Below are 23,346 nucleotides of genomic sequence, written 5' to 3'. Positions count from 1 at the left end.
GAATAGTAGTATGAAAAATTTTAGAACATTAATTTATATTTTATCATTTATGGGCTTAATTGTCTGTGGAGAAATGCTAAAATCCTGCGATACAGATGAGTTTCGTTATAAACCTGTCGAAGACTTATTCCAGCCAAAATTCGTGCTTCCTGCCCCATTAGTAAAAAGCAATTCAATCGCTGTGGTGTGGTACAAAGTCAATGATGCAGCGTCTTATACAGTTGAACTTCATTTGGATAACTATTATAAAAGTTTGTACAAATCGTATACCATTACAGATACACAAATTTTGATGGACGACATTCCTTATAAAACCCAGTTTTATATAAGAGTAAGATCGAATCACGTTAACGGAGATCATAATTCACAATGGGCTTACACAAGCGCTTTGACAGAAGACCGCCCGCCGTTTGATCCTATTTTACAGCCAGTAGAAAGAGTGAATATTACCGAAACAAATGTAACTGTAACATGGGCAGTTTCTGCTGGAAATCCAGTAGACAGTATCTCGGTTCAGCCAGCTCAGTCTGCAGAACTTCCTGCTATTGGACGTAAATTAACCTCTGATGAAATGAGTAAAGGAGAAGCAAAGGTTGAAGGATTAGAAAAAAACACTTTGTATAACGTTAATATTTTTGATAACAATAAACCAAGACGTTATGATAAACCTTATAATCAGGTTTCTTTCCGTTCTGCGGGACCATCAGCTTCTACTATTATTGTAACAAAAGGAATGGATTTAGATGCATTACTGCGAACTAACAATGACGATCCAACGGTTCCAGAAGGAACAGAATATTTCCTTGAAGCAGGTTCATTATTCAAAATTACTCCGTTTACCATATCAAAAGGATTTAAGCTGACAGGAGGAACACAAGGAGAACGTCCGCAGATTGAAATGAACGGAAACTGGAATATTGCAGAAGGATCTTACTTATCATCTCTTGCTTTTGAAAATATTCGTTTTTACCAAACTATAGATGCCAGCTATTTCTTTAATAGTGGAACTTCTTGGACAGTAGAATCTATCACATTCTACAACTGTGTTTTCAACTATTTCAAAAGAGGTTTCTGGAGACATCAAGGAAACGGAAAATACAAAGAAATCGGAAACTTTGATATGAGCTATTGCACGTTTGATCAAGTTGGAGGACACACAGGACCTTACGGTACATTTGCTTTTGGTTCTGCCGGAGCTGACAATGTAAAAAGAGCAGTTTTCTCAAATTGTACTTTTATGAGAGATTACTATCAGACAACAGATAAAAATAGAAACTTTAAAAACCTATTCGATTATGGAACATCTGCATATCCAATTCATTTGGAATATCAAAATGTTACCATTTACGATTATGCTTACAACAGATCATTAATCAATATACCATCTGCAGTAGGATCAACATTAATCTTTAAAAATGTGTTACTGGCCTCTGCCTGCGGTAAAGTGATTCAGGCAATTGCGGCCAACACACCTACGACATACGGCAATAATTACACCACAACAGATTATCTGCTTGGTGCCGCTGGAATACAAGGAACAGATTTAGGCATTAGTGCACAAAATTTATTTGTCGATCCAGCAAACGGAAATTTAATGATTAAAGACTCTAATTCTCCAATTGTAACCAACAAAGTAGGAGATACGAGATGGCTCCCATAAGTTTTTGTTAATTAAGTAAGTGGTTTCAGTACTGAGGAAGTATCCTTGTGGTTGAGGATACTTCTATGTACTGTTCGATGCTGATTAACCTAAACGAATCAATGAATTATATCAAAAACAATTAAAAAATGAAATTCAAACAATTACTGCTTTCCCTTGGATTATTATGTTATTTGGGAGTAAAAGCTCAAGGCTGGAATGCCGATTTAGGAAACGGAAAATATAAGAACCCTATTTTACACGTAGATTACTCGGATCCCGATGTATGTGCAGGCAAAGAGGGGTATTATATGACCGCATCCAGTTTTAATAGTATTCCCGGGCTTCCTATTCTTCATTCCAAAGACTTGGTAAATTGGCAGTTGGTTGGATATGCATTACAAAATCAATTTCCTATTGAGCATTATCGCACCGTTCGTCATGGTGATGGCGTTTGGGCTCCCTCTATTCGTTACCACAATGGAGAATATTTCATCTATTGGGGAGATCCAGATTTCGGAATTTACATGGTCAAAACCAAAAATCCAGAAGGTGTTTGGGAAGAACCAGTTTTAGTCAAAGAAGCAAAAGGAATTATCGACACTTGTCCGTTTTGGGATGAAGATGGAAAAGCCTATTTGTCTTATGCTTTTGCAGGAAGCCGTGCCAATGTAAAAACAGTTTTAATGCTGTCTGAACTTACGCCAGATGGCACTAAACTAATTGGCAATGCCGCGATGGTTTTTGATGGACACAACGGCCACACAACAGTTGAAGGTTCTAAAATGTACAAACGCGATGGTTATTATTGGATTATGGCTCCCGCTGGAGGTGTAAAACCCGGATGGCAATTGGCAATGCGCTCTAAAAATGTTTGGGGTCCTTATGAGTCTAAAATAGTTTTGCATCAAGGAAATACTGTAATGAATGGACCACATCAGGGAGGTTATGTAGAAACGCCAAATGGTGACGGATGGTTCATACATTTTCAAGATCGCTGGGCATACGGACGTGTAGTCAATTTACAGCCTGTTACTTGGAAAGATAACTGGCCGATTATGGGAATAGATTCTAATAAAGATGGTATTGGCGAACCGGTTTTAGAATGGACAAAACCAAATGTAGGCAAAAACTATCCTGCAACTCCCTTGGTTTCTTCTGATGAATTTGATGGACATCAACTTGGATTACAATGGCAGTGGCAGGCCAATCAAGACCCGGCTAAACATTGGGGATGGTCGTCTGCAAATCTTGGATTTATGCGTTTAAACTGTATTCCACGCGATGAAAATACCAACACAATGTGGATGTCGCCCAACCTTTTACTGCAAAAATTTCCAGGCGATAATTTTACAGCAACTGCAAAACTGACTTTCGAGAACAATCCAGAAGCAGGAGTAAGCAGTTCTGGTTTAATTGTATTTGGTGAAGACTATTCTTATATCGCAATAGAACAGGATAAAACAGGAAATCTGAATCTGGTACAGCGCACAATGAAAAATGCGAGAACTGTCAAAGAAGGTGAAAAAGATATTGCCTCAGTTTTGATAAATAAAAAAGAAGTACAGCTTCGCGCTAAAGTGGAGATGATTCAGAACAAAGAACCGTTTGATGCCAGAGTTACTTTTTATTACAGTATCGATGGAAAGAATTTCAAAAAATTAGGTGATTCTTTTAAACCAGTTGCAGGAAGATGGGTCGGCGCAAAAATTGGTCTTTTTGCCACAGGAACAAAAGCGGTAAACGACAGCAGTTATGCCGATTATGACTGGTTTAGAGTAGAAGGTAATTAAGAAGTTATGAAAGAAAAATTGAAATATTATGCATTCTTTTTGATTGTTTGTCCTCTAATATCCTTTGGACAATTAAAATCAAAAGAAAAATCTGGAATAACGCCAATCGAGTGGGCAAAGAAAATGGCCGATTCTGATCAAAAACGTGTTCCGAATCCTGTATTTCTTGATGGTGTAAAATTTCCAAAATGGAATTACACCAATGGTTTGGTCACACTTGCTAATCAGAAATTATATGATTATACGAAAGAACAAAAATATTACGATTACGGACTTTCATACGCAGACCAGCTTATTGATAAAGAAGGTAAAATTGGCGGTGGCTACGAGCTTGAAAAATACAGTCTAGATTTAGTGAATTCTGGAAAACTTCTTTTTGAAATTTACAAGAAAACGAATGATAAGCGATATAAAATCGCAATGGATATGCTTCACAAACAATTAGAAACGCATCCAAGAACTTCTGATGGCGGTTATTGGCACAAAAAAAGTTACCCGTGGCAAATGTGGCTCGATGGTGTTTATATGGCAGACCCTTTTGCTGCTCAATATGGATTTGTTTTTAATGATCCAAAAGCAATTGACGATGCGATTTTACAAGCAGAACTTATTCAAAAACACACTTTTGATTCCAAAACAGGTTTGAATTTTCACGGTTATGATGAAAAACGAGTTCAGTTTTGGGCAGATAAAAATACTGGAACTTCTGCCCATGTCTGGGGGCGTGCGCAAGGCTGGTACTGTATGGCGTTGGTAGACATACTAGATTTTGTTCCAGAGAATCATCCCAAAAGAAAAAATTTAATAGAAATTCTTCAAAAGGTATATGAAGCTGTTCTAAAAGCACAGGATTCTAAAACAGGCGTGTGGTGGCAGGTTATGGATCAGCCGGGACGAAAAGGTAATTATTTGGAATCTACCTGCTCAACCATGTTTGTGTATTCGTTTGCGAAAGCCTATAACAAAGGTTATGTCGGAGAAAAATTCCTTAAATCGGCGCAAAAAGGTTTCAAAGGAATTCTAAAAGAGTTTATAAAAGAAAATCCAGACGGCACAATATCGATTACCAAATGCTGTGCGGTTGCCGGATTAGGAGGAAAAAATCCTCAAGATCGTGACGGTTCATTCGAATACTATATTTCGGAACCCATAAGATATGATGATGCAAAAGCTGTCGGTCCGTTTATAATGGCTGGAATTGAACTGCAAATGCTTTCAGACAAAAAATAATACATCACATTATACAATTGGTTATGATAAAAATGAAAAAAACAATTCTTCTAGCAGCATTTCTTTTTGTTGCTTTTTCTTGTATGAGTCAAAAGAAAGGAGCTCAAAATGTGACAGAAAAAAAGGCAGATTCGGGGTTAAAAATTCCCTTCAAAATGCCAGAAGTACAGCTTCCGAAATTTAAAACAGACACATTAAATATTGTTGATTTTGGAGCAGTGCCCAACACCGAGCAACTTTGTACAAATGCCATTAATACAGCAATCGAAAAGTGCTCTAAGTCAGGTGGAGGTGTGGTCGTAATTCCTGCTGGTTTATGGACAACAGGCCCTATAAAACTGAAAAGCAATGTAAACCTTCATACCCAAAATGGCGCTTTTATTTCTTTTACAAGCGATTTAAAACAATACAAGCTGATAGAGTCTTATTTTGAAGGAAGTAAAGTAATTCGATGCGAATCGCCTATTATGGGGGTTGGCCTAGAAAATATTGCGATTACAGGCCAAGGTATTTTTGATGGAAATGGTGCTGTATGGAGGCCTGTCAAAATGGGTAAAATGACTGCAGGACAATGGGACGAATTGGTAAAATCTGGCGGTGTATTGTCTAAAGACGGTAAAATATGGTATCCTTCAAAAGGAGCTTATGAGGGGAATGAGGAAAGAAATAAACATCCTAAAAAACAAACCATAGAAAACATGGAGCCTTACAAAGAAGCGCTTCGTCCAGTAATGGTAAGTTTAGTGAATTGCAAAAAGCTGCTTTTGGATGGAGTGACTTTTCAAAACTCTCCTGCTTGGAACGTAAATCCGTTAATGTGTGAACATCTTACTTTACGCAATTTAACGATTCGCAATCCTTGGTATTCTCAAAATGGCGATGGCCTGGATTTAGAATCCTGCCGAATCGGATCGGTAACTAACTGCCGTTTTGATGTTGGTGACGATGCGATTTGTATCAAATCCGGAAAAGATAAAGAAGGAAGGGACAGAGGAAAACCAACAGAATTATTTGTAATAACAGATTGTGTAGTTTATCATGCACACGGCGGTTTTACTATTGGAAGTGAAATGTCTGGAGATGTTAGAAATATATTCGTTAAAAACCTCACATTCAATGGTACAGACTGCGGACTTCGTTTTAAATCGGTTCGAGGCAGAGGCGGAGTGGTCGAAAATATTTGGATGGAAGATATTCGAATGAACAATATTCCGACTGATGCCATCAATTTCAATTTGTACTATTTCGGAAAATCACTCTCAGAAGATAAAGATACAGGAGAAGTAACAGTAGCAAAAGAACCAATCTCAGAAGAAACTCCTGCATTCAAAAATATGTATTTTAAAAATATCTATGTAAACGGAGCTTCTCAGGCTTTGAAAATTATGGGAATTCCCGAAATGCCAGTTACTAATATCGAATTTGAAAATATGATCATTCGTTCAGATGTAGGTATTCAGATGAATTACTCAAGCAAAATTGCTTTTAAAAATCTTGATTTAAGATTAGACAAACCAGGAATTGCCGTAAGTTTTTCTAATAGCCAGAATGTGAGTTTGGATGGCTTGAAATCTACTGGAGAAAATCAGATGTTTTGGGTTGGCGGTTTAGAAACAAAAGATATTTCATTAAAAACTAACGGAAAGAAAATGGTTATGAATAAAGATCTAAAAGTTCTAGAGTCGATTAAAGGAGAAGTGAAAGTTGTGGATTAAAACAGAAAACAAAATGATACTATTCAGATTTTTAGCAGTCTCGATTTTCTTTACGAATGTTTCATTTGCAAATGATGCTATAAGAACTCAAGCTCCAAAAGAACTCAAATCGTACGATATTGTTGTAGATGCCAATGGCACTGGGAATTTTACAACAGTTCAGGCTGCCTTGAATTCGGTTGCATTATTAAAAACAACCGAAACTACAATTTTCATTAAAAACGGTGTTTACAAAGAAAAACTAGAAGTAGTTTTAAACCAAAACAATATTACTTTAATAGGCGAAAGCAAAGAAAAAGTAATTCTTACTTATGATGATTATGCTTCCAAATCGAGTGGTGCAGGCGGAACAATTGGAACTTCAGGATCTGCCAGTTTTATAATTACAGCAAATGATTTTAAAGCACGAAATATAACTTTCGAAAATTCATCTGGACCAGTTGGACAAGCAGTAGCAGTGAGAATCGACGGCGATAAAGTCATTTTTGAAAATTGCAGATTTTTAGGTTTCCAAGATACACTTTATCTGCGTGCAGATACCAGCAGGCAGTACTATAAAAATTGTTATATCGAAGGAACAACCGATTTTATTTTTGGAGGTTCAACAGCTGTTTTTGATCAATGTGAAATCTTTGCCAAGAAAGGCGGTTCCTACATAACTGCAGCCAATACGCCTCAATCTAATCCGTATGGATTTGTATTTCTGAATTGCAAGTTGACTACAAATTCGGGGAACAGTACTTATTATTTAGGAAGACCTTGGCGCAATTATGCCCGAACAGTTTTTCTAAAATGCGAAATGGGACCGCACATTAAACCAGAAGGATGGCACAATTGGGGTAAACCAGAAGCCGAAAAGACCACCTTTTATGCTGAATATTTGTCTACAGGGACAGGAGGAAATACAAACTCCCGCGTAAAATGGTCTCATGTATTATCAGCCGAAGAATTTAAAAAAGATTATTCGATGAAAGCCGTTTTGAGAGATTGGAAACCGGCAATTAAATAATTCATTTTTAAATCATATAAATCATAATAAGTTAAAGATATGGACAATGAAATTTCAAAATAAAAATCTTAGCGCAGTAATTATTGGGGTTTGTATGATTTTCTTTCAAAACGTAAACGCTCAGTATTTAAAAGGCATTACAAATGTCAGGGATACTTCGTTTACCAATGCAAGTGCTTTTAAGAAAACGCTTAAATATTTTCCGCAAACGACGAGAGTTCCTGAACTGCATTTTGATAATGTGATGCAGAAAACAGATATAACTTATTGCAGTTACGGAAAACGTAAAATGAAACTGGATATATTTTATGATAAAAATGCCAAGAAAAAACAACCCGCAATTATCATTATTCATGGCGGAGGCTGGCGTTCTGGAAGCAGACAGCAGCATCATCAAATGGCACAAAAACTCGCAAGCCTAGGATATGTGTGTTTTACCCCAGAATATCGACTTTCTACAGAAGCGCTTTTTCCCGCAGCGATTTACGATCTCAAAGCATGCATTCGCTGGGTAAGAGAAAATGCAGTAAAGTACAACATCAACCCAGATCAAATAACTGCTCTTGGATTTTCGGCGGGAGGCGAATTGGCCGCTTTTATGGGCACGACAGCAAATATGCCGCTTTTTGAAGGCGTGATAGCCCATTCAAATTCCAAATCTCAGGTTAATGCTGTGGTAAGTATCGATGGCACTATTTCATTTGTACATTCTGAAAGCAGTGAAGGAGATGACAGTAAAAACATTTCGGCAGGAACCTATTGGCTTGGTTATTCCAGAAAAGACAATCCTAAACTTTGGGAAGCTGCTTCTCCTCTCAGTTATGTAAATGCAACAACACCGCCGACATTATTCATCAATAGTTCAATCGCACGGATGCACGCAGGAAGAGACGATTACAGAAACGTTTTGAATGAAAACGCAATCTATTCTGAAGTTCATGAATTTGAAAATTCTCCTCATTCATTTTGTCTTTTTAATCCGTGGTTTGAGCCTACAATTCAATACATCGACAATTTTTTAACTAAAATATTTAGCACATAATATGAAAACAAAATTTGTAATTCCACTAGTAAGCATGACTCTAGCAGTCTTGATAATGGCTTTTACCAGATCGAAAGCGGTAACCACAGTTTATTTAATCGGCGATTCCACAGTAGCTAATTATGCCAATAATTACGAAGAAGGAAAAGATTACATGAAAACCCGATATCCAGTTACAGGCTGGGGACAAGTGTTTCAGCAATTTTTAGTCAAAGACAGCTTAAAAAAGATCGATAAATTAATCAAAACAGACAGCGCATTTGTAGATGACAGGGCGAGAGGCGGCCGAAGCACTCGTACTTTTTTTCAGGAAGGCAGATGGCGTTCTGTTTATGAAAATCTCAAAAAGGGAGATTTGGTTTTAATGCAGTTTGGTCATAACGATGCAGCTGAAGACAAACCAGAACGCTATGTTAATCTTGAAGGCTATAAAGAATTCTTAAGGCTTTTTATTGAACAAACAAGAGCAAAAGGAGCCAAACCAATTTTGATAACTCCAGTATCTAGAAATTTTCCATGGAAGGAAGGTAAACTGCAGAATATTCATGGTTTATATCCTGACGCTGTAAAAGAAATTGCGAAAGAAATGAACGTAATGATTATCGATTTAAACCAGAAATCAATGGACTTTTTTACAAAGAAAGGACAGCCTTATGTGAGTGAAAACTATTTTATGAATTTGCCAGCAGGATTATATGAAGCTTATCCGAATGGTCAAAAAGACAATACACACTTTCAAACCAAAGGTGCTGTAGAAGTTGCAAGGCTTGTTTTTGAAGGAATGAAAGAATTAAATTAAAATTTTTATAAACCGTCAAAAGAGTGTGAAGAAGAATAAAAACTCTTTTGACAAACTATTACTAACTAAAACCAAAAACCAAATGAAAAAACAATTTATTCACCTATTCCTCATACTGTTTACAGTAATGGGGTTCTCTCAGACCATTGAGAGAATTGAAGCCGAAACTTTTAATCAGGCTTCGGGAGCGAGGGCAGAAACCAATGCTTCTCTTTCGGGAGGAGGAAACGTAGGTTACATTAAAAATAATACGTGGATTAAATTTAATGCCGTCCAGTTTACCGAATTTGTAACTCGTTTTGATATCGCCGCTGCGGGTTCAGCAGGAGGTAATATCGAATTGAGGTTAGGATCTGCAACAGGAACTTTAATAGGAACAGCTGTTGTCTCTGGAAGTACTGGATTTTCTGATTATAAAAAGTTCTCTACCACCATTACGCCAACAACAGGTACATACGATTTGTATCTGGTTTTTACAGGATTAGGAACGGGCTATTTATTCAATTTAGATTATTTTGAAAAAATAACCGAAAATTCTAATGCGGTTACTTATAAACTAACCACAAGTGTTAATCCAGCTTCATCAGGAACTGTGGTTACTAATCCTGGAGGAAGCACATTTGCAAAAGGAACCGAATTAAAATTAACTGCCAATAAAAATTTCGGATATAATTTTAAACAATGGATAGATGATAAAGGCGCTGTAGTTTCAACAGCAAATCCTTTAACCTATACCATCAATGATAATACAATTCTTATTGCAGAGTACGAAACAATTCCAACTTATAACCTGACCGTTAATGTTAATGGAGCATTCGGATTAGGAGATTATTCTATTGCTCCAGCTGGAAAGGACGGTGCATTTTCGGTGTATGAAAAAGGAACAAATGTTACCATTACAGCTGTTGAAAATGATATTATTAAATTCAGCAATTGGTCTGATGGTTCTACTTCGTTAAGTACCTCTGTGGTTATGGATCAAAACCAAACAGTTACAGGAACTTATGCCAATCAAAATTTTATTGCGGGATGGACATTCAAAAATGACCAATATGCTAATCCGAGAGTAGCAGAACTTTATTCTAAAATAGAAAATAAACCTCAATTATTTGCTTACAATGTTGTCGACAATGTGTTTGCGCCTAATTTAAGACTTCAAAACAGAGGCGGAAAAAATGGGGTTTGCGTCTGGAATACAGAGCGAGGAAATTTCTATTATTTTATGACAACGCTTTCTACAGTGGGCTACAAAAATATTAATGTTGCCTCAGGACTGCTTGGCTATTATTATGGAGCTGATGAATGGACTTTTCAATATTCATTAGACGGCGTAAATTTCGTGAATGTTTCGGCATTAACGACCATCAATACCAATACAATTACTTCTATTGGAGGAATTCTTCCTGCTGAAGCAGAAGGTAAAGAAAAAATATACCTGAGATGGTTTCCAAATATTAACGGACCCAAACATGGATCTGCTGTCGATGTAACGGCTACGATTTTATCTAATGTGATGATTAAAGCCGATGAGGTTTTGGTTACAGATACAAACCCACCTGTTCTCGAATCTTCGTTTCCAGCAGAAGCTTCATTAACTGTGGGAGCAAATGGAAATATCATTCTGAACTTTAACGAACAAGTTCAATTAGGTACTGGACAAGCAGTTTTAAATGGAAAAAATCTAACTGCCGAATTTGTAAATAAAACGGTAAAATTTAGTTACTTCGGATTAGAATATAATAAACAATATACTTTTACTATACCTGCTGGATTTGTAAAGGACCTTTCCGGAAACAATGGCGACGCGATTAGTTTATCGTTTAAAACAATGGAAAAACCAATTCCAGTTAAACGAAAATTTGATTTAATTGTCGATGCTGATGCTACTACAGAACAGCTTGCTTCTGGAAAATATGTAAAAACCATAGCCGAAGCATTTAACGCAGCGCCTAATAACTCTGCATCGAGATTTTTGGTTTTAATTACCAACGGAACCTATAATTTGGGTGGAGATGGTACAAATCCGCAGGATATTGTATTGAAACTTCCATCAGGAAAAAACAATGTTTCTTTGGTTGCACAATCCAAAGACAAAGTAATCTTTCAGGGAAATCCAGGTCAGGGAATTAAAAATGCCGTTCTTTCTATCGAAGCCAATGATTTGTACATGGAAAATATTACGATAGAACACAAAGACGGAATTATAAATTCTGGACAAAAACCTGCACTAAATCCCGCAGGAGATAGAAATGTTTATAACGGAATTAGATTAAGAAGTAAACAAGATACGCAGGTAACAGGCGGAAAAAGAAGTTTTTATTATAAATCAACAATCGAAGGCGATGTCGATTTTATATGTGGAGGAGGAACACATTGGTTTGAAGAATGTAAATTGGTTTCTGTTGCACCCGGTTATATCGTAGCACCAAACCACGATGTAGCTACACAATATGGCTATATTTTTAATAATAATACCATTACCGCTTCAGCCAGTTATTATTTAGGGCGTCCGTGGCAGAATTCACCAAGAGCAGTTTATCTCAATACTAAAATGATAAATGAGCCCAATGTACTTGGATGGGCAAATATGGGAACATATCCAGCACTTTTTGCAGAATACAATAGTGTAAACGGAAACGGAATTGCCGTTAATACTGATAATAGAACCAATACATTTACAGTAAACGGCATTTCGCAGACAGGAAATTATAATCCAGTTTTGACAAAAGCTCAAGCAGATGAATTCACAATTGAAAATGTGCTAAGCGGTACAGATAAATGGGACCCGCGCAGAGTTGTAGAACAAGTTACAAAACCAGCCAATCTTATTGCTGCTGGAAATAACACTTTAAAATGGGATGAAAATCAATATGCAATGTGTTATGTTGTGAGTAGAGACGGTAAAATTTTAGCTATTACGACTGAAGCAAGTTATGTAGAAACTTCTAAAACAGCAGGTACTTATGTTTATACCATACAAACTGCAAATGAATATGGCGGATTAAGTGATGCAAGCACTATCAATATGACAATTGGCGGAGCTGTTAAATCTTCTATTGCCTATTTAAATTCGATTGATGGTACTACTATATCAGGTTTAACACCAATAGAATATACTGAAGGCACAGCTCAAACACTTCCAGTTCCAACTTTAAAAGGTTACACTTTTTTCGGGTGGTCAGCTTCTGCTTCAGTTCCAAATTCTTTAAAAGAAATTGCAGCGACTGTAACAGGAAATCAAACATTATACGCTTTTTGGGGAACAGCAGGAAACAACAAACCTGACGAAGTAACTCCGCCAACAAATTTTGATTATGAATTTACAGCAGCAGTAAATAAAAGCTGGGATAATGCAGCAAATTTCAGTCCAGCTGAAATGCCAGCTGCAGGTAAAACTGTTTCAAGCACAAAAGAAATAGAAACAACAGCTACTGTTTTTCCAGCTGATATTATTTTTTCTGGCGCAGGTACACTTCGATTAAGAGGTGCTCATAAAGCCACAGGAAATTTAATTTTTAAAGACGGAACACGCGTATATTACAATACAAGCGGTGCAGGAATGACGTTAGAAGCTCCAATAGTAATTTCTGGAAATGTGAAATTTGAAATGATTTCAGGAATAGCCAATCAAACCATAATGACTCTAAGCGGACCAGTTTCTGGAAGTGGAAATATTATTCCGATGAATACGGGTCAAGGCGTTATTGCCAATACAGGTATTTTACTTTTAAAAGGAGACAACAGCGAATTTATAGGAACTTGGGATTTAACTCAAAAAAGTACAAAATTCCCAACACTAAATTATCCAACTGCGATTGATGGGGCATCTGCAAATGCTTTTGGTTCTGGAACAATAAACGTTGGTCAGGATAATTACGTAATTTTTAGTCATGAACGCGCTGCAGGGTCAAACTTAAATTTGAATATAACGGCTAATGGAAAAGCGGTATTAAATACTGTTTTGAATGTTCAAAAGCTTACTATAAATGGAGTAGATTTTAAAGAAGGACTTTATGACAAAACCACAAATCCTGAGTTTTTTACAGGAGAAGGAAAGATTGAAGTGAAAAAAGAAACTACTGGCGGAGGTACAGAAACTGTTCCTGCGTTTCCAGGAGCCGAAGGTTACGGTAAATACGTAACAGGAGGCCGCGGCGGAAAACTAATTTATGTAACCAATTTAAATGATTCGGGAGCAGGTTCTCTTCGTGATGCCATAAATCAGGCAGGTCCTAGAATTGTTGTTTTTAAAGTTTCGGGAAATATCGAATTGAAAAGTGAATTAAGTGTTACGGATAATATCACTATTGCCGGACAAACAGCGCCAGGCGGTGGTATTACGATAAAAGATTACAATGTTAAAGTAAGAGGAAATAATGTAATTCTTCGTTATTTACGTTTTAGAATGGGAGATACCCATGATGTAGAAAATGATGCATTAGGCGGACGTTTCCAAAAAAATATCATTGTAGATCACTGTTCAATGAGCTGGTCAACAGACGAATGTGTTTCTTTTTACCAAAATGAAAACTTTACGCTTCAATGGTGTATCATTTCCGAAAGTCTACGTAATTCAGTTCATGCCAAAGGAGCTCACGGTTATGGTGGTGTTTGGGGAGGTAAAAATGCTTCTTTTCACCATAATTTATTAGCGCATCATGACAGCCGTAATCCAAGGTTGGGAGAATATGCTAACGATATTTTTGCAAAAACCGATTTAGTGGATATTCGTAACAACGTCATATACAACTGGGGAGGAAACAGTTGTTACGGCGGAGACGCTATGAATGTGAATCTGGTTAATAATTACTGGAAACCAGGCCCTGGAACTTCTAATTCTACTAAAGAACGTATTTTATCAACGGGAAGAAGTTTAGATGCCACTTCTCCATTATACGGAATCTGGGGAAAATATTATGTAGACGGTAACTATGTTGTCGGGTCTCCAAGAACTACTCAGGATAACTGGACTTATGGTGTTTACAGTCAGTTTCATAGCAGCCAGCTGCCAGTAAGTGATGCTGATAAAGAAGAAGTTAAAATTGAAGCCCCGCATCCTTTTGGCGAAATTACGACACACAGTGCGACAAAAGCTTATGAATTGGTTTTAGAAAATGCGGGTGCCAATTTATACAGAGATGCTGTAGATAAAAGAGCCGTAGATGATACTCGCTCTGGAACTGCAAGTATTATGAATGGCGGTAACGGAAGTACAAACGGTTATATCGATACACCATCAGCAACTGGAGGATGGCCGGTTCTTCCTACTGGCGAAGCACCTTTAGATACAGACGGAGACGGTATGCCAGATAAATGGGAAACAGAGAAAGGGTTGAATCCTGCAAGTGCTGCTGATGGTAATTTAAAAACAGTTGATGGCATTTATACCAATATTGAAGTTTACATCAACAGCCTTGTGTATAATATTACGTCAACTCAAAACGGAAGTTTAGATGTTTATGTAAATCCGCAAAATTTTGTTGAGAAATATAATGCAGCAGAAGATGGTACAAAGTTTATTATGGCTGGCGGTACGTACACAACAAGTACTCCGCTAGCGGTGAAAAATCATAAATATACATTTGTTCCAGATGAAGGTGCAAAACCTGTTTTTGCTGGATCTTTTTATTCAGAAAATCCAGAAATCTTCTCAGGAAGTTTCAGTTTCAATGGTGTAGATTTTGATTTCACAAATGCTGATTCTAATGTAATGCAGTTTAAAAAAGGAGCAGGTTTATCTAATTTTGAAATAAAAAACGCTTCGATAAAAGGAATCAAACAAAGTTTATTAGTAACAGAAGGAACTAGCGACCATCCAATTTCAAAAATTGCTTTAGATAATTGTTTAATTGACGGAAGCAGCGCTCAGGGAGGTAATTTTATTCAGCCAGATTCACATATTGTAAATTCGGTTTCGATTAAAAACTCGACCATTTTCAATTATTCAAAAGGAAACAACTTTATAATTCTTCAGAAAAAAGATAATGTAAACGAGCCAATAAATGTAACGATCGAAAATAATACAATTTATAATGCCTGCAGTCAGGAAGGAAATGGTTTTGTATTTATAGATAATCAATACAGTAAAACATCAACTTTCACCTTCAAGAATAATATTATGCAGGACGAACGTGAAAATCCGAAAGCGATTTATATGTTCTATTCTAACAATGTCAATGGCGCAGGAACGGCAGTTTTAGACAACAATCTTTTTACAGGAGTATCTGCTCAATCAACAAAAGGAACTATTGCCGTTACAGAAACCAATGTTAAAACATTGACAGGTTTAGGTATGACAGCACTTTCATATCCTAATCCACTACAGGGAAATTTTAGTTTTTCTAAAAATTCTCCATTAGCAGCAGCAGGTATCGGCGGCGGAGCTTTGGGAGATCCGAGATGGTTAAAAGCAGATTCTAAATTTTCACCAATAAATTATCTGAATTCTATCGATGGAAAACCCATAACCCTTTCACCAGCTGAATTTATGGAAGGATCAGTTACCAATTTAGGAACACCAAAATTAGAAGGATATACTTTTTTTGGCTGGTCAAGTACAGCGACTTCGCCTGGATTAATTAAAAGTATTCCGGCTACAGCAACAGGAAATCAAGTGTTTTATGCTTTTTGGGGCGAAGGCGGAAACAACAAACCCGACGCAAAACCAGTTGTAAAATCTGCAATTTCTTATATGAATTCAATTGACGGTAAAGCTTTAACGGGTTTAACTCCCCTAGAATATACTGAGGGTACATTGTTAACGCTGCCCGTTCCAGTTTTAAAAGGGTACACATTTTTCGGATGGTCGGCTTCTGCCACAGTGCCTAATTCTTTAAAAGAAATTGCAGTTACTGCAACAGGAAACCAAGTTTTATATGCTTTTTGGGGAGCAGGAGGTAATAACAAAGCCGATGAGGTTGTGCCGCCTACTTTCTATAATATCTCTTATATGAACTTACCATCAGGAACAGTTAATCCTAATAAAGCAAGCGTAGAAACGGGAACGGTTTATAAACTTGAAGAGGCTTCCTGCGTAGGGTATCGATTTTTAGGATGGTATTCTGACAGCGCTTACGGAAAAGAAATAAGTGGATTTGACAGTAAACAAAAAGAAAACTTTACGCTTTACGGACGATGGAAAAAGTTAGGTGATTTTTATGCATTTCCAACAGTTGCAACTGGTAAAATTACCTTGAAATCCAGCATTGATTATGACAGCGTAGTAATTTTTAGTATGAACGGACTTCTAATAAAACAATTAGATACAGCAGGTTTTGAAACAGATATTTCTATATCAGATCTTGCATCAGGAAGTTATTTCATCAAAAGCCTAAAAACAGGATTATCTACTAGAATCATAGTTAAATAAGTTTGAAATCAGGGACAGGAATTTGATTTATTGTCCCTGATTATGAAAATGAATTCATTAGTATAAAAAATTTAATCATAAAGATATGAGTAACAGTATCAAATTATTAGCGCTGGTTTTCATAACATTATTTTCCTCCTGTTCCAAGGATGATGAGGAAAACTCCAATGGAAATGGAAATCAAGGTTTTTTAAAAATAGGGAATCAAAGTGTCGAGTTGTCGCAGGGTTATCTTGAAAATTTCGGCGTTAGAGGAAATGCCTATAACATTGATTTTTCATTAAAATCAAAGTCGATTTCTGGAGAAGAGGATGGGGCAGTAGTGTATTTTGAATTGTTTTCTTCCCTTCAAAATAATTTATCAAAAGGAGATTATGCCTTTGGAGGTTATTCAGAAGCAACTGCTTATACTTTTACAAGATGGGGACAATCTTTACTTGGCAAAAATATTAATTCTGAAAAAGGAGGAATGTCGGTTAAAAATGGTATCAGCATTAGACCTTCAGGCGGAACTTTTAAAGTTATAGAAAACGGTCAGTCGTATAAAGTTAGTTTTACAGGAAAAGGTACTGCCAGTTATTATAAAGATGGTGTACTAACTTCGAGTGAGAATGATGTGAGTTTTAGTATGCAATATCAAGGCGATGTAAAACGCTCTGAAGGAAAGACTTTTACAGCCAAAAAAGCAGTTTCAGAAGAACATTTAGAAAAAAATCATGCGGTTATTTTTAATTAAAAAAGTTTCTAAGAACAGAAAGCATTAATTAAAATTGCTTGATTGCATTCTAATCGAATTTATAAACAGAAATTGGTCCAAAAGATCATTTTCTGTTTTGTTGTTTTAGAATATTTCTGATTTTAATTGTAAGTGAAAATCTGAAATTTTTCATTAGAAAAAGAGACAGGTAAAATCGCTTTTTTCGCATAATGGAATCATCAATAAAAGGTGATGTAAGAAAAGGATTCTTATAAAACTATGCATCCTTTTGTAACTGAATCATCTTTTAGTTTTTAACACAAAAAATGTTTAATATTGCTTTTTTGATTCTCAACCCTTCCCATAAATGCCTGTTTATAGCGAATATGCTGATCATATTTTAGTTGATCTTCTTAAAGAAGATGATCAGCTAGCGTATACAGAAATTTTTGAAAGGTATTCGAAACTTTTATTGAATCATGCCTATAAAATACTTGAAAATCAAGATGAGGCTAATGATGTTGTTCAAGAAGTTTTTCTTTCGATCTGGAACAAACGTTACGAATTGATACTAACAGGATCTCTTTCTTCCTATTTATATAAAGCGGTAAAAAATAGAGTACTCAATTATATCGCTCACGAAAAAGTGGTTTCCCGCTATGCCGATTCCATTTCTAATTTTGTTGAAAACGACTATGTATTTGCTGATTCTAGACTTAGAGAAAAAGAATTAGAAGCAATAATTGCAAAAGAAATTGCTTTGCTTCCCGAAAAAATGCGCGAAGTTTTTCTCTTAAGGAAAGTAGAAGAACTTTCATACGACGAAATTGCACTTCAATTAAATATTACAGACAAAACAGCCAAACAGCAAGTTTATAATTCCGTTAAAATATTACGAGAAAAACTCAAAAATTTTATGGGTGTTTTTATGTGGTAACTATGTCGCTGTGTTTTTGTTAATTTCTCTCGTAAAATATTGATATATCGTTGTAATCCGTAAAGAAGAGTTAATACTATTCTTGCTTTATTAATGATATGATAATAATTTTTTAATTTTTTTTTGTCATTGTCTATGACAAAAGTCATTTCTAACTGTCTTACTTAAAAACGGGACCAAATTTCGTATTGTATTTATGAATGAAACGGAAATCTTAGCATTGCTAAAAAAATATCAGGAAGGGACTTTATCTCATGAAGATAAAGACAAACTCGATGCCTGGTATTTGCATAAAGCTTCGAATAGTAACAGCCAGCTTAACGAGTATGAACTACAGGATAGTTACGAATTGCTGCAATCGAAGTTACCTTTGTATAAAGAAACAAAGGTAATTCGTATTTGGCCTCGTGTTGCTGTGGCCGCATCAATAGCTGTATTATTGGGTACGGGAATATTTTATTTCACCAAACCCAAACAACAAAATATTGAGGTTGCTGCAAAACCACAAGAAATTGCTCCAGGGGGCACTAGAGGAATCTTAACGCTTTCTAACGGAAAACAAATTGTCCTGTCTGCGATTTCTGGAAAAGATACAATTGCCAAAGAAGGAGACGAGCAAGAAGTGACTATTAAAATGGGAGCAAATGGTGTTATTACTTATATCATTAACCCAAATGCTGATGCTTCAAAAGATGATCCAGATTCATTTAATACCCTTTCAACTCCAACAGGAGGACAGTATAATATTGTCTTGGCAGATGGAACCAAAGTATACTTAAATACCGTTTCATCCATTAAATATCCAACTCAGTTTAACGGCGATCAAAGAGTTGTGGAGTTAGAAGGAGAAGCTTATTTTGAAGTAGCCAAAAATAAAAATAAACCTTTTATAGTAAAGTCAGGCAACCAGTCGATTGAAGTACTGGGAACTCATTTTAACGTCCATGCTTATAATAATGAATCGGTTTTAAAAACCACTTTATTAGAAGGAAGTGTTGCGGTTTCTTATAAAAATCAAAAATCAATTTTAAAACCCGGACAGCAGTCTAGTGTATCTGACAATTTTGCTAAAATTAAAATTAAAGAAGTGGATACCGAAGCTGCGATTGCCTGGAAAAACGGCCGTTTTAAATTTGATAATGCCGACTTAAAAACAGTCATGAAACAATTAGAACGCTGGTATGGAATTAAAGTAGAATACCGCGGCGATGTTTCGGATGTCAGATTTAACGGAGGTACGTTTATGAATAAAAATTTATCTGAAGTATTAAAAGTACTTGAGCTTAGTAATATAAAATTTAAGGTCGAAGGAAAAACAATTATTGTTTATCCCTAAAGCTAGATTTACCGTATATATTGGTCTATAAACTAAAAAACCAGAGGCAGTTGCGATGCTTCTGGTTGTTATAAAAGTTTATAGCCAGTATAAGTTGTCCACCTATTGTTTAACTATAACCAATGTAAATGTATGAAATTAAATTTACAACCAAAAAAACCTTACAAAAAATCTGGAAAAAATATCCCCAGATTTAATTTTTCTACTTGTTTAAAGATATTCGGTGCACTTATTATGCTGCTTTGCAGTTATTCAGGACAAGCGCAGAATATTAGCATTAATTTCAAAGACGCACCGCTTGAAACGGTTTTAAAAGAAGTTGCTAAACAAAGTAACTACGAAGTCTTTTATACTCAGAAATTGCTCAAAGATTCGAATCCTGTTACTATTAATGTAAAGAATTCGAGTTTAAAAGAAACATTAAATCGAATTTTCAGTTCGCAAAATTTAAAATACTCGCTTACCAATCAAACCATTGTGGTAACTGCAGGAAAAGAAAAAGCGGAAAATTTGGGAAACGGATCAATCGACGTCCGAGGAAAGGTTTTAAATAATAAAAATGAGCCTTTTCCTGGAGTCACTGTTACCCTTGTAGGAACAAACAGAAATAGTATAACCGATTTTGACGGAAGTTTTACATTTGATAATGTTCCAGAAAATGGCATTCTTGAATGCTCTGGATTGACTATTGAGAAAAAATCTTTTGGTATCTCAGGCAAAACACAGCTGACCCTAGTTGTAGAGGACAAAGTGGCTGCGATGAAAGAAGTTGTGATAACGGGATTTCAAACCATAGCAAGAAGTAATTTTACTGGAGCAATTGCCAAAGTTGATGAAAAAACATTAAATGAAAACATTAATACTGATTTATCAAGTGCGCTGGAAGGTCGTGTTGCAGGTTTGATGTTTCAAAAAAATCCAAGCGGCGCTGCAGCAGATAAACCAATCTTGAGAGGTATAGGTACTTTTTCTTCTCTTGAAGTTGGTTACAGTCCGCTTATTGTAATAGATGGTCTTCCAACAGAATTGACTCTAAATGATATTAATCCTTATGATATAGAAAGTGTAGACGTTCTTAAAGACGCAGCTGCGGCTTCTATTTACGGTTCAAGAGCAGCAAATGGTATTATCGTCTTAACAACCAAAAAAGGAAATGGAAAATTAAAAGTAAGTATAAATTCAGATTTCTTTATTGCCGAAAAACCGAATTTGCGAGATATGAATTATGCTTCTACAAGTGATATAATTGATCTTGAACAAGCTGTATACAATAGAGAAAGAGCCAGATTTGCAAACACATCGACGATGTTTAACAATTATGGAGATATTGGAAACAGCAGTATGAAATATTACAGTCCTCTTTATCAACTGAACAGAAATTTGGAAGAAGGAAAAATTAGTAATGCTGATTACGACAGCACACTTGCGCAATGGAGAAAAAACGACTACATACAAGATTATCATGATAATGTATGGCAGAATGAATTCAGACAGCGTTACAATATTGCATTTTCTGGTAGTACAAGTAAACAAAATACATACGTGTCGTTAAATTACGACGAATCAAAAAATCGGGTAAAATTCAACCAAAGCAGAGCCTTTAATCTTTATGCAAAAAGCAGTTTTCAGATCAATAACTGGTTGAATGCAACATTTGGGGTAAATGGAACTTATAGCAATGACGACGTAACCGATGGTGATTATAATGATTACCTGACTATTCAAAAAAGATACGAGCGAATTACAGATGACAATGGAAATCTTGTAATAGCACCTTTTGTTGGAATTAGAGATGGTTTTACTTCCAGCGGTGTTATTAATCCAGCTGTTGCCGAAAAACTGGCAAGTTTAAGTGGTTTTAAACCAATGTCTTTTAATATTTTAAACTCACTTCAAGAAGGGATTGAGAAACAAAATTCACTAAGTTTAAGAGCATTTGCTAATCTAAAAGCTAAAATTTGGAGAGGACTAAGTTATAATACACAGTTTCAATATGAGGTAAGAAGAAACGATAATGAACAGTATTATGACATTAACTCTTATAAAATGCGTTATGCAATTAATACACTGACAGGATATAATCCAACAACAAATGTTTATACACCAGTAGAAGGCTTTTCTACAGGAGGACGTTACGAACAATCTAGTAATCAATCTACTAATTACTCTTTTAGAAATCAATTAGACTATGCTGAGGAATTTGGTGAAGGGAAACATTCTATTAATGCTTTAGCCGGTTTTGAAATGCGCGAAACTTTTCTGCCAAGAACTGTCGAGTCGCTGCGTTATGGTTACGACCCTGTAACGCTTACATCGGCTGTAATGAATAATCTTGCATTAAGTCAGACTGGAGTTTCAAGTTATATATTCGGAAATAATAGAACTTTAGGGGCTTTAGCGAGAACACAAAAAGAAATACTGCACCGTTATTTTTCAGTATTTAGTACTGCGAGTTACACCTATTTATCTAAATATAACTTAACAGGAAGTTACCGTGTAGATAGAGCAGATTTATTTGGAGTAGATCCGAAGTATAAAAATCGTCCTTTATGGTCTGCAGGTTTAGGATGGAATGTCAGCAATGAAGAATTCATGAAAGAAGTAAAGTGGGTAACCTCTCTTAAACTTAGAGGAACTTATGGTATTAACGGAAATATAGATCAAAGTACAACTCCATACATTACCGCTACAAGAAGAAACGATAACTTATATCAATCTTTACAATACACCAATATTACAGCACAGCCTAATCCTATGTTAAGATGGGAGAAAACGCAAAGTACAAACGTTGGTTTAGATTATAGTTTGTTTAGGGCGAAGTTAAATGGTAGTATTGATTTATACCGTAAATATAGCAGCGACTTATTGGCAACGACAGATTTAGATCCTACAGTGGGAGCTTTGACAAGAAGAATTAATGCGGGAGCCTTATTAAACAAAGGAGTCGAATTTACTGTTGGGTCTGAATGGTACAACAATGGTAGTTTTCGTGTAGCTTCTAATGTTGTATTTGCTTACAACAAAACAACTGTTAGAAAAGTGACAAGAGCACAGTCATCAGCTTCTGTATATATTGCTTCGCCTGGAGATTTCTTTGAAGAAAATGAATTGTACAATAGTTTATATGCATACCAATACGGAGGAACAACAAATGGTTATCCGTATGTTTTAGATGAAAATGGCAATCCATCAATTACTTTTGATGCAAATGGCAATCCAATTTCTACAAGTATAAAAACGGTAACAAATCCCGATGCATTAGTAAACATGGGAAGTTTAATGCCAACTTATACAGGTTCGTTATCACAGCGATTTTCGTATAAGCAGTTTGATTTGAATTTCTTATTTGTTTTCTCTGGCGGGAACGTAATGCGTAAAGAAGTTCTTGCGATGGATACAGATGTGGTAAACCTATCAGGTATTGCAGATCGTTACACAGATGCCAATCAAAATGGCAATACGCGTCTATATGTAGATTTAGACGAAAGTGTTAGAAATTACGCAACTACTATAAGCAGCCAGTGGAAAAATTCAAGTGCAAATGTTGTAGATGGAGATTATATCAAACTTAGAAACATTTCACTAGGTTATAATCTGCCAAAAACCTTTGCTGCTAAAATGAATATTTCATCAGCAAAATTTACTTTTCAAATGAATAATATTTGGTATTGGAGTGCAGCCGGAAATCGTATCGACCCAGAAGTTTACAGCGCAAACTCTGCTACACGTAATTTGCCATCGCCAAAAACGTATTTATTAGGCTTTAACCTTACTCTTTAA

General features: G+C 35.9%; 12 protein-coding genes. All 12 read left to right on the top strand.

Annotated features, from left to right (window positions below; translation table 11 throughout):
- Window positions 1-10 precede the first annotated feature (10 nt).
- Window positions 11-1,660: a DUF5123 domain-containing protein gene (locus ASE40_RS07780; protein ID WP_057116382.1), complete on the top strand. Its 1,650-nt coding sequence runs from the start codon at window positions 11-13 to the stop codon at window positions 1,658-1,660.
- Between the two features lie 128 nt (window positions 1,661-1,788).
- A complete protein-coding gene (locus ASE40_RS07775; protein ID WP_057116381.1) occupies window positions 1,789-3,432 on the top strand; it encodes a glycoside hydrolase 43 family protein in 1,644 nt (547 codons plus the stop codon).
- Window positions 3,433-3,438: 6 nt separating this feature from the next.
- Entirely contained in the window at window positions 3,439-4,662 is a 1,224-nt protein-coding gene (locus ASE40_RS07770; RefSeq protein ID WP_057116380.1) for a glycoside hydrolase family 105 protein, read from the top strand.
- 32 nt (window positions 4,663-4,694) lie between these two features.
- Window positions 4,695-6,377: a glycoside hydrolase family 28 protein gene (locus tag ASE40_RS07765; RefSeq protein WP_241774343.1), complete on the top strand. Its 1,683-nt coding sequence runs from the start codon at window positions 4,695-4,697 to the stop codon at window positions 6,375-6,377.
- A gap of 13 nt (window positions 6,378-6,390) precedes the next feature.
- Complete coding sequence (locus ASE40_RS07760) at window positions 6,391-7,386, top strand: pectinesterase family protein (protein ID WP_082586798.1); 996 nt, start codon at window positions 6,391-6,393, stop codon at window positions 7,384-7,386.
- A gap of 46 nt (window positions 7,387-7,432) precedes the next feature.
- Window positions 7,433-8,428 (top strand): alpha/beta hydrolase, encoded by a 996-nt coding sequence (locus tag ASE40_RS07755; protein ID WP_241774342.1) that lies wholly within the window; start codon window positions 7,433-7,435, stop codon window positions 8,426-8,428.
- A 1-nt stretch (window position 8,429) separates the two neighbouring features.
- The gene (locus tag ASE40_RS07750; RefSeq protein ID WP_057116378.1) at window positions 8,430-9,227 is read left to right on the top strand and encodes a rhamnogalacturonan acetylesterase; all 798 of its coding nucleotides are present in this window, start codon (window positions 8,430-8,432) and stop codon (window positions 9,225-9,227) included.
- 82 nt (window positions 9,228-9,309) lie between these two features.
- Window positions 9,310-16,596: a pectinesterase family protein gene (locus ASE40_RS07745; protein WP_082586775.1), complete on the top strand. Its 7,287-nt coding sequence runs from the start codon at window positions 9,310-9,312 to the stop codon at window positions 16,594-16,596.
- Between the two features lie 85 nt (window positions 16,597-16,681).
- On the top strand, window positions 16,682-17,332 hold the full coding sequence (locus ASE40_RS07740; RefSeq protein WP_057116376.1) for a hypothetical protein: 651 nt from the start codon (window positions 16,682-16,684) through the stop codon (window positions 17,330-17,332).
- A gap of 328 nt (window positions 17,333-17,660) precedes the next feature.
- Entirely contained in the window at window positions 17,661-18,230 is a 570-nt protein-coding gene (locus ASE40_RS07735; RefSeq protein WP_057116375.1) for an RNA polymerase sigma factor, read from the top strand.
- 196 nt (window positions 18,231-18,426) lie between these two features.
- Window positions 18,427-19,566, top strand: coding sequence for a FecR family protein (locus ASE40_RS07730; RefSeq protein ID WP_057116374.1), 1,140 nt, complete (start codon window positions 18,427-18,429; stop codon window positions 19,564-19,566).
- 132 nt (window positions 19,567-19,698) lie between these two features.
- A complete protein-coding gene (locus ASE40_RS07725) occupies window positions 19,699-23,346 on the top strand; it encodes a SusC/RagA family TonB-linked outer membrane protein (protein WP_057116373.1) in 3,648 nt (1,215 codons plus the stop codon).

It is taken from the genome of Flavobacterium sp. Root935 (assembly GCF_001429295.1).
Classification (GTDB): domain Bacteria; phylum Bacteroidota; class Bacteroidia; order Flavobacteriales; family Flavobacteriaceae; genus Flavobacterium.
Note: the sequence above shows the minus strand (reverse complement) of the source record. Positions and strands in the feature narration are given on the sequence as shown.